This is a genomic window from Prochlorococcus sp. MIT 0603, from assembly GCF_000760215.1.
Taxonomy (GTDB): Bacteria; Cyanobacteriota; Cyanobacteriia; order PCC-6307; family Cyanobiaceae; genus Prochlorococcus_E.
In genome coordinates, this window is record NZ_JNAW01000002.1 from 28,321 (window position 1) to 43,947 (window position 15,627).

18 protein-coding genes are annotated in these 15,627 nt (G+C 38.0%); 9 read left to right on the forward strand and 9 right to left on the reverse strand.

Features of this window, described 5'->3' with window-relative positions; genetic code table 11:
• Positions 1 to 57 precede the first annotated feature (57 nt).
• Both EV07_RS01900 and queA read left to right on the forward strand, forming a co-directional pair.
• On the forward strand, positions 58 to 1,440 hold the full coding sequence (locus tag EV07_RS01900) for a dihydrolipoamide acetyltransferase family protein (RefSeq protein ID WP_152557495.1): 1,383 nt from the start codon (positions 58 to 60) through the stop codon (positions 1,438 to 1,440).
• 55 nt (positions 1,441 to 1,495) lie between these two features.
• The gene (gene queA, locus EV07_RS01905; protein WP_036916879.1) at positions 1,496 to 2,581 is read left to right on the forward strand and encodes a tRNA preQ1(34) S-adenosylmethionine ribosyltransferase-isomerase QueA; all 1,086 of its coding nucleotides are present in this window, start codon (positions 1,496 to 1,498) and stop codon (positions 2,579 to 2,581) included.
• A gap of 24 nt (positions 2,582 to 2,605) precedes the next feature.
• On the opposite strand, the gene cysK is transcribed toward queA, so the two are convergent.
• The 4 genes from cysK to EV07_RS01925 form a co-directional block, all read right to left on the reverse strand.
• Positions 2,606 to 3,592: a cysteine synthase A gene (gene cysK, locus EV07_RS01910; protein ID WP_036916881.1), complete on the reverse strand. Its 987-nt coding sequence runs from the start codon at positions 3,590 to 3,592 to the stop codon at positions 2,606 to 2,608.
• 98 nt (positions 3,593 to 3,690) lie between these two features.
• Positions 3,691 to 5,163, reverse strand: a complete 1,473-nt coding sequence (locus tag EV07_RS01915; protein ID WP_036916884.1) for a PLP-dependent transferase — start codon at positions 5,161 to 5,163, stop codon at positions 3,691 to 3,693.
• A complete protein-coding gene (locus EV07_RS01920; RefSeq protein WP_036916886.1) occupies positions 5,160 to 6,329 on the reverse strand; it encodes a trans-sulfuration enzyme family protein in 1,170 nt (389 codons plus the stop codon). Before EV07_RS01920 ends, EV07_RS01915 begins: the two co-directional genes overlap by 4 nt.
• A gap of 182 nt (positions 6,330 to 6,511) precedes the next feature.
• Complete coding sequence (locus EV07_RS01925) at positions 6,512 to 7,438, reverse strand: hypothetical protein (RefSeq protein WP_036916889.1); 927 nt, start codon at positions 7,436 to 7,438, stop codon at positions 6,512 to 6,514.
• Between the two features lie 150 nt (positions 7,439 to 7,588).
• Between EV07_RS01925 and EV07_RS01930 the strand changes: the two genes are divergently transcribed.
• Positions 7,589 to 7,810 carry a hypothetical protein gene (locus EV07_RS01930; protein WP_036916892.1) on the forward strand — a complete coding sequence of 74 codons (222 nt, stop codon included), beginning with the start codon at positions 7,589 to 7,591 and terminating at the stop codon, positions 7,808 to 7,810.
• A 6-nt stretch (positions 7,811 to 7,816) separates the two neighbouring features.
• Complete coding sequence (locus EV07_RS09730) at positions 7,817 to 7,981, forward strand: hypothetical protein (RefSeq protein WP_193742677.1); 165 nt, start codon at positions 7,817 to 7,819, stop codon at positions 7,979 to 7,981.
• 63 nt (positions 7,982 to 8,044) lie between these two features.
• Here the strand turns inward: EV07_RS09730 and EV07_RS01935 are convergent, their stop codons facing one another.
• Positions 8,045 to 8,353 (reverse strand): TIGR03894 family protein, encoded by a 309-nt coding sequence (locus tag EV07_RS01935; RefSeq protein ID WP_036916894.1) that lies wholly within the window; start codon positions 8,351 to 8,353, stop codon positions 8,045 to 8,047.
• Positions 8,354 to 8,568: 215 nt separating this feature from the next.
• Positions 8,569 to 9,177 (reverse strand): 30S ribosomal protein S4, encoded by a 609-nt coding sequence (gene rpsD, locus EV07_RS01940; RefSeq protein WP_036916896.1) that lies wholly within the window; start codon positions 9,175 to 9,177, stop codon positions 8,569 to 8,571.
• Positions 9,178 to 9,284: 107 nt separating this feature from the next.
• On the opposite strand from rpsD, the gene yidD reads away from it, so the two are divergent.
• The 3 genes from yidD to EV07_RS01955 are packed head-to-tail and all read left to right on the forward strand — an operon-like array spanning position 9,285 to position 11,362.
• Positions 9,285 to 9,521: a membrane protein insertion efficiency factor YidD gene (yidD, locus tag EV07_RS01945; RefSeq protein ID WP_036916898.1), complete on the forward strand. Its 237-nt coding sequence runs from the start codon at positions 9,285 to 9,287 to the stop codon at positions 9,519 to 9,521.
• A complete protein-coding gene (locus EV07_RS01950) occupies positions 9,521 to 9,841 on the forward strand; it encodes a glutaredoxin family protein (protein ID WP_036916901.1) in 321 nt (106 codons plus the stop codon). The genes yidD and EV07_RS01950 overlap by 1 nt, the downstream gene beginning before the upstream one ends.
• Positions 9,842 to 9,850: 9 nt before the next feature.
• The gene (locus EV07_RS01955) at positions 9,851 to 11,362 is read left to right on the forward strand and encodes a UDP-N-acetylmuramoyl-L-alanyl-D-glutamate--2,6-diaminopimelate ligase (protein ID WP_036916904.1); all 1,512 of its coding nucleotides are present in this window, start codon (positions 9,851 to 9,853) and stop codon (positions 11,360 to 11,362) included.
• Between the two features lie 5 nt (positions 11,363 to 11,367).
• On the opposite strand, the gene EV07_RS01960 is transcribed toward EV07_RS01955, so the two are convergent.
• Both EV07_RS01960 and EV07_RS01965 read right to left on the reverse strand, forming a co-directional pair.
• On the reverse strand, positions 11,368 to 12,561 hold the full coding sequence (locus EV07_RS01960) for an aminotransferase class V-fold PLP-dependent enzyme (protein ID WP_036916907.1): 1,194 nt from the start codon (positions 12,559 to 12,561) through the stop codon (positions 11,368 to 11,370).
• 64 nt (positions 12,562 to 12,625) lie between these two features.
• Complete coding sequence (locus EV07_RS01965) at positions 12,626 to 12,940, reverse strand: hypothetical protein (protein ID WP_241433977.1); 315 nt, start codon at positions 12,938 to 12,940, stop codon at positions 12,626 to 12,628.
• A 553-nt stretch (positions 12,941 to 13,493) separates the two neighbouring features.
• Here EV07_RS01965 and EV07_RS01970 point away from each other — a divergent pair.
• Positions 13,494 to 13,772: a hypothetical protein gene (locus tag EV07_RS01970; protein WP_052051454.1), complete on the forward strand. Its 279-nt coding sequence runs from the start codon at positions 13,494 to 13,496 to the stop codon at positions 13,770 to 13,772.
• A gap of 1 nt (position 13,773) precedes the next feature.
• On the opposite strand, the gene EV07_RS01975 is transcribed toward EV07_RS01970, so the two are convergent.
• The gene (locus EV07_RS01975) at positions 13,774 to 14,019 is read right to left on the reverse strand and encodes a NifU family protein (RefSeq protein ID WP_036916911.1); all 246 of its coding nucleotides are present in this window, start codon (positions 14,017 to 14,019) and stop codon (positions 13,774 to 13,776) included.
• Between the two features lie 70 nt (positions 14,020 to 14,089).
• Here EV07_RS01975 and EV07_RS01980 point away from each other — a divergent pair, with 70 nt between their 5' ends.
• Positions 14,090 to 15,577, forward strand: a complete 1,488-nt coding sequence (locus EV07_RS01980) for a malate:quinone oxidoreductase (RefSeq protein WP_036916914.1) — start codon at positions 14,090 to 14,092, stop codon at positions 15,575 to 15,577.
• The last annotated feature ends 50 nt before the right edge of the window (positions 15,578 to 15,627 follow it).

Genomic DNA, 15,627 nt, shown 5'->3' on the forward strand with positions numbered 1-15,627 from the left:
TTTGTTTCTTTGGTCCATAGGTCTTTAATATTGGAGTAAGACTTTAGGGAGAAGGTATTGACAAGCCACGACATTTTCATGCCAGCTCTCAGTTCAACCATGACTGAGGGAAAGATAGTTGAATGGTTGAAGGAGCCCGGAGACAAGGTTTCTCGAGGTGAGTCTGTACTTGTTGTTGAATCTGATAAGGCTGATATGGATGTTGAGTCTTTTCAAGATGGCTTTCTTGCAGCAGTTCTAATGCCTGCTGGAAGTACTGTCCCAGTTGGTGAAACTATTGGCTTAATAGTCGAAACTAAAGATGAAATTGCTTCTGTACAAGAAGCTAATCCTCCAAAAATAAAAGATGTTGATAATAAAGGGTCGTCTTCTTCACAGGCTTCATCAGAAAAAGAGGTAGTTGCAAAAGTTTCACCATCTCAATCCCCATCTCCAGCTATTGCAAAACAGCAGGATCAAAAGACTTCATCATCACCTTCGCCAGTTGTGAGGAATCAGGGGAGAGTAGTGGCAACCCCAAGGGCTAAAAAACTTTCCACACAACTTGGTGTCGACCTCTCAACAGTTGCAGGTACTGGCCCACATGGAAGGATCCAAGCAGATGATGTTAAAAGATCTCAGGGTCAACCTATTAGCGTCCCATGGATAGCGGAAAGCAATGCGCCTGCTCAAATATCACCTCCCCCAGCTTCTCTTGCTTCTGGAGGTATTTCTTCTAATGCCGCTAAGAACATTGAGATGCCAGAAGGTAATAGTTTTGGCTCTCCTGGAGAAACAGTTCCCTTTAAGACTCTTCAGCAGGCGGTAAATCGGAACATGGAAACTAGTCTTGAAGTTCCTTGCTTTAGGGTTGGGTATTCAATTAATACAGACAGACTTGATTCTTTCTATAAGCAGGTGAAGCCTAACGGGGTTACCATGACAGCATTGTTGGCAAAAGCGGTAGGGAATACTCTTGCACGGCATCCTCAGGTGAATGCTGCTTACAGCACTAAGGGTATGGTCTACCCAGCTCAAATCAATGTAGCTATAGCTGTTGCGATGGAAGACGGGGGTCTGATTACTCCGGTATTAAAGGATGCAAACACCACTGATTTGTTTGAGTTGTCACGTCAATGGTCTGATTTAGTTAAGCGCTCTAGATCCAAGCAGCTTCAGCCTGATGAATACAATAGCGGCACTTTTACACTTTCAAATTTGGGAATGTTTGGAGTGGATCGTTTTGATGCAATACTCCCCCCAGGTACTGGTGCGATTTTGGCAGTAGGGGCTTCACTCCCTTCAGTAGTTGCAGGGAAAGATGGCTCTATTGCTGTAAAACGTCAAATGCAAGTTAACTTAACCGCAGATCACCGAATTGTTTATGGTGCTGATGGGGCAGCTTTTTTAAAAGATCTTGCTAATTTGATTGAAAACAATCCTGAAGGTCTTTCTTCTTAAAGAGTAATTACCTATGGTATGAATTTTTACTTGTTTAATTTCATAGGCACTTCCATTGCTTATAGATCCAAAAGATTTTTTGCTTAGTTCTTATAACTATGAGTTAGATACAAACCTCATAGCACAAGAGCCTATCGAGCCTCGACATAATGCTCGTATGATGGTTGTTCCTAAGAGCAATGCTCTTCTTGCAAAATCATTAGATTTAAAAGTTTGGGATTTATTAAATCAACTCAATCCAGGTGATTTGCTTGTAATGAATGACACTCGTGTGTTGCAGGCAAGATTAAGAGTCAGGTTGAAGAATGGTTCTTTAGCAGAGCTTTTGCTTATAGAACCACAAGAAGATGGCCGTTGGTTGTGTCTTGGAAAGCCAGCCAAGAAAATGAATCCTGGAGATTGTTTGCTTTTAGAAGCTTCTGAACAATCCTCGCTATCGTTGAGAATTCTTAATAGGGATAAAACCACTGGTGGCCGAATAGTCCAGTTTCCGGCTTCTTTTGGTAATAGAGAAACGATGGAAGACCTTTTGAAGAAATATGGTGAGATGCCATTGCCTCCATATATTCATCGATATGACTTAAGTAATATTGAGCGTTATCAGACGAGATATGCTTCAAAGCCTGGAGCTGTCGCTGCTCCTACTGCAGGATTACATTTAAGCGATCAATTGTTGGATGCACTTAGGCGGAAAGGAGTATTTATGGCAAATGTGACTTTGCATGTTGGGCTTGGAACATTTAGACCTTTGCAAGAAGAAAATTTAAATGACTTAAGCCTGCATAGTGAATGGGTTGAAGTCAAAGAAGAGGTTGTCTCTGCAATTAACGAATGTCGTTGTAGAAGAGGCCGTGTGATTGCAGTAGGTACTACAACGGTCAGATCACTTGAAGCAGCATTTCTTGCAGGGCAAGGAAGCTTGCAACCATTTAAAGGTTCTACTGATTTGGTTATAAAACCTGGTTATAAATTTGGAATCATTGATGGTCTGTTAACCAATTTCCATCTTCCTAAAAGCTCTCTCCTGCTAATGGTAAGCGCTCTGATAGGAAGAGAAAATCTTCTCACTCTCTATAAACAAGCCAGGGAGAAAAAATATAGATTTTTTTCTTATGGCGATGCAATGCTAATTCGTCCTTAGAAAATCTTCTGTTTTACGAACCTTTTAGCTAGAAGCTGGTTCTTGGATGATGCCTGTTGGCACATCTGAGAACAACACTGAAGAAACATAACGCTCTGCAAGATCTGGCAAGACAACAACAATTGTCTTGCCAGCAAATTGTTCCTGTTCAGACAATCGGATTGCGGCTACCGCTGCGGCACCGCATGAGATACCAGCTAGTATTCCTTCTTCTTTGGCTAGGCGCAGAGCCATCTCTATAGACTCTTCATTACTAACCTGTTCGACTTGATCTACTAATTTGAGGTCGAGGTTTTTAGGAATAAAACCAGCACCAATTCCTTGTATTTTATGTGGGCCAGGCTTAACTTCTTCTCCATTAAGAGTTTGAGTTATAACAGGACTATGAGAAGGCTCAACAGCTACTGAAAGAATTTTCTTGCCTTTTTCTTCTTTTACATATTTAGACACACCTGTGATTGTCCCTCCAGTTCCAACCCCTGCAACAAGTACATCAAGATTTCCATTGCAGTCATTCCATATTTCAGGTCCAGTGGTTTTGAAATGAATTTCTGGGTTTGCAGGGTTGTCAAATTGACCAGGCATAAAATATTTGCTTGGATCACTCTCTGCAATCTCTTTTGCTTTTGAAATAGCCCCAGGCATTCCTTTTGCGGCTTCTGTAAGGATAAGTTCAGCGCCTAGTACTGCCATCATCCTTCGTCTTTCTAATGACATTGACTCTGGCATTGTTAAGACCAATTTGTAGCCTTTGGCTGCAGCTGTAAAAGCCAGTGCAATACCAGTATTGCCAGAAGTAGGTTCGATAATTGTTTTTTCTTTTGTAAGTAAGCCTCTTTTTTCGGCGTCCCAAATCATATTTGCTCCAATTCTGCACTTGACGCTGTAAGCAGGATTACGCCCTTCAATCTTTGCTAGGACTGTGGCTTTAGAGTTTTTAGTAACAGAATTCAGCTTAACCAAAGGAGTATTGCCTATAGCAAGGCAGTTGTCTTGGTATATAGGAGCCATTTTGATTATTTAAACAATCTATTTAATACTAATGATTAGTCAAAGTTTTTGCTTCTTACAAACTTTAGATGTAGATCTAAAACATATTGTGAGTTAATTCAATCTTTCAAGGCTCTCTCAAACCGTTCCCATAGTTCCTGAGGTTGCTCTAGCCCCACTGAAATTCTAATTAATTCTGTGGGAACTCCGCACTGTCTTGCCCAATCTAATTCGTTGTAATGGGCTAATAGTACATATGGACATGCCAAAGTAAAATTTGTGCCCAAGCTAGGCCCTTTGCAAACTTTTAAAGAGTCATAAAATCTTTTTGTTTTGGACAATTCTCCTTTTAATTGAATTGAAAGTAAACATCCGAATCCTGCATTGGCTTTCATAAGAGATTGAAAGTTTGGACATTCTGCAGGGTGTAATACTCTTGCTATATCAGGGTGACTTTCTAAGTGTGTTTTCAGTGTAAAACAGGCTTTATTTAATTGGTATATTCGACTCCTTACATCATGGCTGGCTTGTTCAAGAGCAATTGCATCTGCGTCAGATAATTCGGATGTGCATGAAATTTTTATTAGTTCCTTTAAAGTTTGTTTCCATGGTGATTCCGGACTAATTACTAGAGAGCCTGCCAGTATGTCTCCTCTCCCCGCAAAGCTTTTAGTTAGGGAACTGAAAACAATGTCGGCATAAGGAAGTGGATCAATGTTTATTGCTGATCCAATAGTGTCATCTGCAATAACTGGTATGCCTCGATCATGGGCTATTTTTGCTACAAGAGGTAGATCAACACATTTGAGCATTGGGTTGCTAGGTAGCTCAACGATTAATGCCAATGGATTTTTCTTGTCGAGTTGCTTCGCGAGTTCAATAGGGTCTGGGTTTAGAAGTAATTCACTCCCACCGAAAATGATTTGGGGCAATTTCAATACATCAACATATGGGAAGCCCAATTGCATTGCTGAACTATTAGGCCTGAATCTCTTAAGACTCTCAAGGGCTGTTGTTAAAGCTGCCATCCCTGAGGGATGGAGCTGAACTAAACTTTCTTCACAACCATATATTTTTGATAATCGATTTCGGATGCAACGTTTTGCGTTTTTACCCGCATTAATTGAAGGAGAGATCTCTTTAGCAAGTGCTATTGCAGCTTGTCTAGAAGATGCTCCTAACCCTGTGTGCTGCCAAAATGCTTTTGCTGCTTTTGTCGTTTCCTTGTTAACGATTAAACATTGAAGCCCAGCAACTTCATAAATAGTTCCGTTTGCATTTGCATTAATTGTTTTGCAGAAATCTCTAGCTTTTGATGCGGTTTTGATGTTGGGGTAAGGCCAAGCACTATCAGCAGGCTTACCATGAATCGCAAGAGCTTTCTCTGCGAGTTCTCTGATAAGAGGGTTTAATCCAAAACGTGGATATACTGATTGCAAAGAATTTATGCAATCAGGATCTTTTTCTTCATAGGCTAGAACGTCTTTCCATCGAGGTAAAGCCACTGATACTGCGTGGGGACTCTGTGGGATTGCTTGGCCAAGATGTTTGCCTTCCCAAAATGGTTCTTTTAGTAAATCTCTTTCGATCACTTTAATTTATTTAGGTTGTATTTTAAATCCTCAGATAGATCAGGTAAATCTTCACACCCTATTGAAAACCTTATTAGTGACTCTCCTATCCCTAATTTTAACTTTGTTTCCTTACTTACAGAAGCATGAGTCATTGTTGAAGGATGGCATACAAGACTTTCAACTCCTCCTAAACTTTCGGCCATTGTGAAATATTTAAGATTTTTGCAAAAAGAATATGTTTGGGTTTGATTTGCGTTGAGATTAGCAGTGATAATGGCGCCCCCTTTTAGCATTTGTTTTTTCGCAAGTTGATATTGAGGGTGATCATCTCTAAATGGATATTTAACCCATTCAACAGATGGATGATTGGCTAAGTCATTAGCCAGAGCAAATGCATTGTCGACTTGTCTTTGAAGACGAAGGGGTAGAGTCTTTATCCCTCTAGTAATCAACCAGCAATCAAAAGGTGAAGGTTGGAGGCCTAGAGCTTTTTGAGCGAATTTCAGCTGTTTGTCCCAGTATTCATCTTGAGTGCATACAACACCACCAAGAGCATCGGAATGTCCATTGATGTATTTAGTCGTACTAGTAAGAGAAATGCTTGCTCCTAACTCCAGAGGCTTTTGCAATAAGGGTGTAGCGAAAGTGTTGTCGACTACAACTGGGACCCCATATTCTTTGGCTTTAGTGCAAACCTTTTTTAAGTCAATTATTTTTAAAAGAGGATTGGTAGGACTTTCTAGCCAAATTATGGATGGATTTAACTCTTCAATAGATTCAACAGAAGATGACTTTGTAAAATCTAACCATATGGTTTTAATGCCATATTTGTGAAAAATCTGTTCAAATAATCTAACAGTACAGCCATAAAGATTTTCTTCACATAGAACAACATCACCTGATTTTAGAGAACTTGCTATTGCTGTTATAGCGCTAACGCCAGAGCCAAATACTGTTGAATATTTACAGCTTTCCAAGGAGGCTAAAACAGTCTCTAATATTCGAAAGTTAGGATTGCCTGAGCGTGTGTAATCAAACCCTTCAGGGTTGCCATGGCTAAAAGTTGAGCTAGGGAATATAGGCGGCATAACTGTGCCTGTATTACTTGCAAAGCTTTCGCCGTGATGGATGACTCTTGTACTTATACCTGGTTGAGAGCTCTTGTTTGATTGTTTAGATTCCACTTTACAGAGCAATTTTATGGCATATATAATTAAAGTATAAAACAAAATTTAAAAAATATAAAAAGTACTAATTGACCTTCAAAAATCAATCTTCTTTTATGAAAATAAAAAGTAATATCAAGAGATGTCCTTATTCTTTTTGTAGCCTTCTTCTCTGAATTCATTCTTAGAAATAAATTATGTTAATCTTCTATCGATAAGATTTTTTTAACCAGCTCTTTCTTTTTCAACCTTGATATATTTCCAACACCTTCCAGCATCTTTCTTAACTCTAGGTTTGTTTTTTTTAGTAATTCTTTTTCCCTCTCTTCTAATGCCAATCGTTTTGCAAAGGATTGATTAGATGTTAATAAATCTATTAATTGAGATCTGTTAAGATTCTTAATTAATTCTACATCTTCGAGCATTTTTCTTAGTTCTTTGTCGCTTTTCTGATCCAATGCTGAGCTTTTTTTATCTTTTTTAAAATAGCTCGTTTCCCTATCTTTTCTGTATCCAAAGTTCTTCAAATATATTCCAACTAGTCTAATGATACTTTCATAAGTTAGAATAAAAATAGTCAATAAAAATTCGGCAATCCTATTCGTATCTATTGATGTTTCCTTGAAAAATCTTATTATATTTTCGCTTAGATGATCTTTCTTTACTGTTTTATTACTTGACACCCTATTCTCTTTTAAAGGTATAATTACTTTAAGTATCTTTTCGAAATCAATTTTACTGCTCAACGCAAAGATTTTTTTTATCGATTGCTTTGTCTCTTTGAGTATTAATGCTCCAATGTCTTGAAAACTAGGGTTAGATTTATCATTAACTGGAGAAACACTAGTTATATTTGAATCATTTCTTTTATTTGAAATAACTTCCTTGTCAGGACTAAGAGCCTTGGTGGGATTAATTAAAACAGTATTTTGAATGCGTTGCTTTGTGGATATAAATATCACAAGAATTAAAAATAATATAAATAATAAAACTGGTAAATATTCTTTTATAGATATTAGAAAATCCAGTTTTCTATTGCTGAACAAATCTGTATAATATTCAGCACCTTCTTCTGACCATCCAAGAAGTCTAAGCTCTTTTGCAGTCTCGGCTAGTTTGGTTGACAAATGATTAATGCTTTTAGCTAATTTTGATTAATAACCACCATAAGGTCTCGATAATTTTATTTTTTGAAAACATCCACAAAAAAGTTAGACCTCATACAATTTTCTTGGCTCTCCTTCCTTTAATAGTCATTATTGCTTAGGTACTTTATCTTGATTAATGAAAAGCGCTCAATTCATGAGAATTGTGCTAAGAATAATACCCCATCTAGTCAAAGTAGATTTATGTCAAAGGGTATGAGTGATGCATTACATCTAGATCAGACAGATGCGATTGATTCTTATTTCGAGTGTGTTACAGCATGTAGCTTGGGGAAAGAAGGTGTTGAATGTGTGACTAGATGTATGGAAGTTCATTTAAAAAGTGAGGAGTAGCAAAAAATGGGAAAGAAACCACTTCGGCAACGTAAAACAACTTTAAAATGGAATTCTGATGGAGAGCTTTCTGCTATCGACAAGGCAAGGATTCTTGAGAAACTAACAAATAAAGAATTAACTGAATGTGAACTCTCTTGTAATCCTTTTAATTCTATTAGCAAAGATTAACGTGCGTTGAGAAAATATTGAACTCTGTTTTTTAAGTCAGATTAACTCAGCCTTTAAAACTACTTAGTTAGCAGCAGATCTTCTTCTAACAGTACGTCGATTCTCTTGTATTTCTTCTTGTTGGGAAGACTTTTCAGCGCTAACTACATCTTTTTGATCTTGTTTTTGTGGGACTTCTCCTTCTTCTTCAAGTTCCAAGCAAGTCCCTACTACCATAGCTGCTTCAATAGGATTAGGTAGGTCACCAATGGTTATGAGGGCTTTTAGAACAAGCTGCATACGTGGATCTTTTCCAAGATCAGGACGGAGTTTCTTGACTGATTGCCAGAGCTCTTTCGTCACTTCTTTGAGCAAGTCCTTGTCCGTAACCACAGTGATTTTCTTATGTATGATTACTTAACGTAACAGCTCATCTGGAAAAAACAGAAATAATTCAGTCTATGAATAGGAATATTTTTCTTTTGAGCTCTTCCCCTCTATAAGATCTCAGCATCAAAACATTAAAAAACCCTTGGAAACCAAGGGTTTTAATTGAAGATAATGAGAAAAATGATGCTTCTCAAAAATCTTTGCTTTTTGAGAAAACCTTATACCTTTCTTGAGTAATACTCGACAACCAATAACTCATTTATTTCAATCGCAACCCACTCTCTTTCACATTTCCCAGTCACTTTTGCTGTCATTTTAGATTTTTCCAGCTCTAGGTGAGGAGGTACGTTAGCAAGACCTGGAAATTCAAGATTTCCTTCAGCCAACTTTTTACTGGCTTTTCTTTCGCTAATCGCAATCACATCACCTTGCTTGCATTGATAGCTTGCGATATCTAGTGCTTTGCCATTAACAGTTACATGTCCATGGTTAACAAGTTGACGAGAACCTGGAATTGTAGGGCCAAAACCAAGACGAAAACAAACGTTGTCAAGTCTGCTTTCTAATAATTTGAGAAGGTTTGTTCCTGTCGAACCTTCCATTGCACGAGCTTTTTTTACGTAACGAACAAGTTGTCGTTCTGAAATTCCGTAATTAAATCTAAGCTTTTGTTTCTCTTCTAAACGGATCGCGTATTCAGAGCGCTTGCGACGGGCATTGCCATGCTGACCTGGAGGGTTAGACCGCTTTGCGGCTTTCCGGGTGAGACCTGGAAGGTCTCCCAAGCGACGCGTGATCCTCAGGCGAGGTCCACGGTATCTAGACATAGATTAAGATAAAGAGGGATAAGAAAGTTGTAATTAAGTTAGCAAAACTGGAAGAATGCTCCAGTTGTTACTTTCCTAATCACAATTTCAATATTCTATCTTGCAACATGCTTAACAAGCTTAATCAAGTTCTGAGTTGGTTATTATTGCTTTTAATCGGCTTGTATAGGAGATGGATTTCACCGGTTTTCGGACCTAACTGTCGTTTTATTCCTACTTGTAGTGAATATGGAATAGAGGCTATCGGTAAACATGGGCCTTGGAAAGGAGGATGGCTAACTCTTAAAAGGCTGTTGCGTTGCCATCCTGGGACGCCTTGTGCTTGTGATCCGGTACCTGATTAATGAATCAAAGGAAATTAATTCTTTTTACGAGAGTGGGTTGTTGCCTCTGTGAGGCTTTAGAGGAACACTTAAGAAACATTTCATTAGATCAGTTGAAGACCCCATTGAATCTATGTGTCAGGGATATTGATGGCCTGGATGTCCCTAATTCTCTTAAAACCATATATTCATTAAAAGTACCAGTTTTACTAGTTGAGGGAGATACCTCTCTAACTGTCTTTGAACTTCCAAGAGTTTCGCCAAGGCTTTCAAAAGAGGAACTCTTTTGCTGGCTTAATAAGGTTATGCAAGAAAAAACTGAATGGACTCCTGTATTTTGATTTATTGAAATGACTTATAAGCTACATTCTCTTTTAAAAGAAATTGGTATTGACTCTCCAATTGTTTTAGAAGATTTACTTGTTGAAAGTATTGGTTGTGATTCACGCTCCCCGAGGGAAGGGGAGCTTTTCTTTGGATTGCAAGGAGCAAGGGTTGATGGAGGCATGTTTTGGCGTCAAGCATTGGCTTCGGGAGCGATAGGTGCAGTAATTAGTCAAAAGGCAGCAGAAGTAGACCCCCCAGGAAGCCAGGATATAGTCTTTGTAGTGCCGGATCCAGTAAGTGTTTGGATGGGAGAGGCCGCCTCTTTGTTTTGGCAAAAACCATCATTGAAAATAAATCTAATAGGTGTTACCGGAACCAATGGCAAAACCACAACTTCTTACTTGATAGAGCATTTGAGTTCAACATCTGGGCTCAAGTCTGCATTGTTTGGAACTTTAGTGAATCGTTGGCCAGGACATAGCGAGATCTCTAGTCATACAACAGCTTTTGGAGATGTATTGCAGACCCAACTTGCTCAAGCAGTTTTAGCAGGTGTCGGTTTGGGGGTAATGGAAGTTAGTTCACATGCGCTTGCACAAGGACGAGTTGCAGGTTGCCGCTTCGCTGGAGCTGTGTTTACCAACCTCACACAAGATCACCTTGACTATCATGATTCGATGGAAGAGTATTTTAATGTGAAGTCTCTTTTATTTAAATCACCTTTATTAAAAGATGGAATTGCAAGATCTGTGGTCAATATCGATGACCCCTGGGGGCGTAGATTGTCGGAAACCTTAGGAGACTCTTGTTGGCGTTCCTCCTTAAATCACACAAAAAAAGAGTCGATACAGCCAGAATTGTTTTTTACAGACTTAGAAAAGACTTCTAGAGGTGTTGAAGGAATCTTACATAGTCCTGCTGGAGAAGGCTCTTTTTTCTCTCCATTGATAGGTGATTTTAATTTAATGAATTTACTTCAGGCAGTAGGTGCTTTGCTTCAACAAGGGATTCCCTTGGATGCTCTGCTCCCTGCGATTAAAAGTTTCCCTGGTATTCCTGGTCGAATGGAGCAAGTCCGGATTAAAGGTGAGTTGCCAATTGTGATTGTTGACTATGCTCATACTCCTGACGGACTGCAGAACGCTCTAACTGCATTGCGACCATTGGTATCCGGCAAGCTTTATTGTGTATTTGGTTGTGGTGGTGATAGGGATCGAGGGAAGAGATCTCAGATGGGAGCGATTGCCTCGGAATTGGCTGATGAAATATTACTTACTTCTGATAATCCAAGAACAGAAAATCCTCAACAAATTCTTGATGACGTTGTAATGGGTATGTCTGTGAAGAAGGAGATAATCATTGAAATTGATAGGGGTGCTGCTATCAGAAAGGCTATTTTCATGGCTTTACCAGAGGACATCATCTTAATAGCAGGCAAAGGACATGAGAGTTATCAAATACTTGGGCTTGAAAAAGTTGAGTTTGATGATAGAGATATTGCTAGAGAAGCTCTGGCTTCCAAGTTATCTGTTTAAGATATTTATTCCTTAGAAATTTCTTTTAATCTTTTTGTCAGTTCTTTGATTTCTTCTCTAGTAGTGGTGATATGAACACATGCTCTTAGCCAAGTTGGGTCTTCTAAGACTCTTATCCAAGTTGATTTCTTGCCAAGTGCCCTGACAATTTGATTATGAGACATATTTGATTTAACAGAGAAACTTAAAAGACCAGTCTGAGGAGGACTTTGTAGAACAAGTTTTATTGGATGAATTTTGCGCAATTCAACCCATAGCTCTTTGCTTAGGGATTGGATCTTTTCGATTCTTTGGTAATCAGTGCCCTCTTTCTCAAGGAGTTCGAGTGAACATCGTAGTCCAGATAGAAGTGGTGTACATGACGTTGCTATTTCAAACTTCCTACCATCTGAATGGTAAGGGTTAGTGTTATCTGAATAAATACTCCCTTCATTTTTAAGGCTTTTCCATCCCACTAAAGTGGGATTTGATTGCTCTAAAATTCTTTCAGAAACAATTGTAGCTCCAAGACCTTCAGGCCCAAAAGCCCATTTATGGCCTGTAAAGGCATAAATATCTGCTTTTGATGCAGCACTTCCTATTGGGATTTGACCGAAACTTTGAGCTGCATCAACTAGTAAGAAAGGTGGATCTTTATATTTGCCTAGAAAACTTGCAATTAACTCGATTGGCATTATTTCCCCAGTATTCCAAAGGAGATGAGATAACACAACAAGCCTAGTTTTTGGGGTCAAAGACAGCTCTAAGCTTTTTATTACTTCAGCAGTAGTGTTTTCTGCTTTTTCAATCCCCCCAGATAGACTTTGAACATCAAATATGTCAATACAAAGTTTCTTTTGCTTAGCTAACTCTTTACAGGCTGAGACAACGCCGGGATGTTCGCAGTTGCTTATTAATATTCTTTCTCCTTCTAAAAAAGGAATCCCTAATAGAGGGAGAATGCATCCTGTTGTAACATTTTCAGTTAGAGCAATTCGTTTAGTAGATACGCCACAAAGCCTTGCAATTAGGAGCTTTGTCTCTTGAATTTCATTACTTATAAAGGGCCAAACATCATTAGTGAAAGGACCTAATTGCTGGATCTTTACCCAGCTAGCAGTGATCGAATCTAGTGATGCTTTGGGTAAAGGGCCTTGCCCTCCATAATTAAAATAAAACTTGTTTTCTAAAGCGGGAAGATTTGAGCGTAAATTGTTCATTTAAATTTAGTACATGAAACTTTTATTTGATTTCATTTTTACTAGCTTATTTTTTAATCTTAGCTTAATTAAAATGTTGAGGGCATTTCAAAAGTCCAACTGCAACTGCTGAGAAATTCAAAGCATCAGATTCTTTAATTACTTTTTTAACTTCTTTTACTCCATACTTTTCACTGGCATCACTGTAAGCCAAGAGTAGGGATTTATAGGTATCATTTCCTTGTGATCGGTACACACAGAATTTATCCCCTACAGTATTTAGAAGAACCATTAGTGTTAGTTCAACCATGGAATTGATTTTTGAACAATAACAAGTGCATTGGTCATTCACTATTCCCTTTAATATAAATCTTTGCACTACCCTTGTATATAGTTTCATTTACATATGACTTTTAAGAGTTACATAACGAAAACTTATGCCGATTGCCGGAGTAATTTTTTGAGAAGTCAGGGTTTCTCTATACACTTATAATCTAATTAACTAATCCTTTTAAAAGGACTTTTTCTCTCTATGAATTGACAATTAAGTAAATAGTTGAAAAGTTTAACTTTCTATTGCAAATAAAGATGGAAACCACTATTAGATAATGCTATTAATAGAAAGTAGTTGTTAATATATATAGAATATTCGGCTTATCTTGACTGAACAATCAATCTCAATACCTTAGTGACAAAGCTAACTATTTTATTATTAATCTGCGTTATTTATTATAGGATATAATTTCATAATACTAGGTTGCAGTTTGAATAAATACTCCACCTATTTTATTAAATGAATGATCTTGGCATCTTTTTCAATTTAATGCTGATCTTATAAGTTAGTTGTTGCGTTTTTGCCTTGTTATTCTTGCTAACAAGGCTATGCCACAGTCTTAAGGTGATAATCTTGTTGAGGTATGGGTGTTATAGCTCTGAAAAACAATTCTTAAAAGATGAAAGCTTTTTTATTTTTCCTCGGATCGTCAATTAGATGGATGGGCAGCAAGCCAAGTAGATTCCTTTATTTCCACCTCTACCTATTGGGTATATATTTAATTACTTATTTTGCTAAGTCAGCTTCTTTAGGGATTTATCCATTGATTTTTACAGCTGGTATTTTCAGTCCATTAATGATTTCCATCTATAGAGGGCTCCCCCTAAACTGTTTGGACTTCGAATCAGCCTTAAGTAAAGAGGCTGTTGATAAAGGCTTTAAAAGCCAATCTCAATAGATCAAAGCACTTGAATTACTTCGTTAACTTCGGGAATCATTTCACGTAATTTCCTTTCAATCCCCATTTTTAGTGTCATAGTGCTACTTGGACAGCTTCCACAGGCTCCTTGTAATCTTACTTTTACTATTGGCCCATCAATCTCAGCTATTTCTACGTTTCCACCATCTGCTAGTAAAAACGGTCTTAATTCATCTAAGACTTTCTCAACATTCTCATGTGTAAGTGCCATAGTTTGATTTTCCATAAGTTTGTTTATTGCATTGGATTAGGCTTAGCCTACTCATATCTTGTCTCAATAGGGAAAATCTAGTTTTGTGATCTCCTCTGATGCTCTAGGTTCAGAAGCTCGATTTGATGCAGTATTAGTTGGGGCTGGCATCATGAGTGCGACTTTGGCTGTATTACTTCATGAATTAGAGCCTGAGATGAGGATTCTCATCATCGAAAGATTAGAATCACCAGCATTAGAAAGCAGCGCCGCTTTAAATAATTCGGGAACCGGACATGCTGCTAATTGTGAATTTAATTACACACCGCTTAACTCAGATGGAAGTTTAAATATTGATAAAGCACTTGCTATTAATTCGTCTTTCGAAAGAAGCTTGGAGTTTTGGGCGTCACTAACTGAAATGGGTAAATTATCACCAGAGAGTTTTCTGCATCTTTTGCCTCATGTTAGTTGTGTCTGGAGTGAAGAAAATATTGCATTTTTAAGGCAGCGTTATAGCAAACTTGTTTCTCAGCCACAGTTTAGTGATATGGAATGGAGTGAAGATAGCGGAGAGCTCAAGGAATGGATACCCTTGATGATGAACGGGAGGGACCCACAACAGAAAGTGGCTGCAACAAGAGTCAAAAGAGGAACGGATATAGATTTTGGAGCATTAACGACTACTTATATCGAGATGCTTGAGCAGACTGACTCTGTCAAGATAGAGGTTTCAACTGAGGTTGTCGATATACAAAGGCATGATAATCAAATATGGCAACTCAGTTTGTCTAAAAATGGTAGTGAATATTGTGTAAAAGCACCATTTGTATTTTTAGGAGCCGGAGGTGCTGCATTGGCTTTATTGCAGAAATCTAAAATACCTGAGGGCAGAGAATATGGGGGCTTCCCTGTTAGTGGGCAATGGTTGTTATGTAACAATCCTGAATTAACTCAAACACACAATGCAAAAGTTTACGGTAAAAGTGCTATCGGAGCACCACCGATGTCAGTACCACATTTGGATACAAGATGGATAAAAGGAGAACGCTCCTTGTTGTTTGGACCATTTGCAGGGTTTAATACTAAATTCTTAAAATATGGATCAAAGTTTGATTTTTTTCGTTCTATTAAACTCACGAACCTAACCCCTATGATTCAATCTGGAATAAAAAACATTGATTTGATCAAGTATCTTTTTAGTCAAATTCAACTTAACCATTCATCAAGAATAGATTTGCTTAGTAGCTTTTTCCCTAATGTTAGGTCAGAAGATTGGACATTATCAGTTGCAGGTCAGAGAGTACAGATTATAAAAATGACAAATCAAGGAGGGGAGCTGAAAATGGGTACAGAAGTTGTGACTTCGTCTGATGGTTCTTTAGCTGCTTTGTTAGGGGCATCACCGGGGGCGAGTACTGCGGTGTCTATTATGCTAGAAGTTTTAGAGCGTTGTTGGAAAGATCAATTATGCAGTGATCTTTGGCAAGAGAGATTAAAAAAACTATTACCTAGTTTTAGAAAAGATATAAACTCCGACAAAAACCTTCTAAATAGACTTCGACACCGAAGCAATTCTCTTCTTGGATTGTGATAAATAACAAATGAAAATTTCTTCCATTTGCAAAATCACATAAATACTAA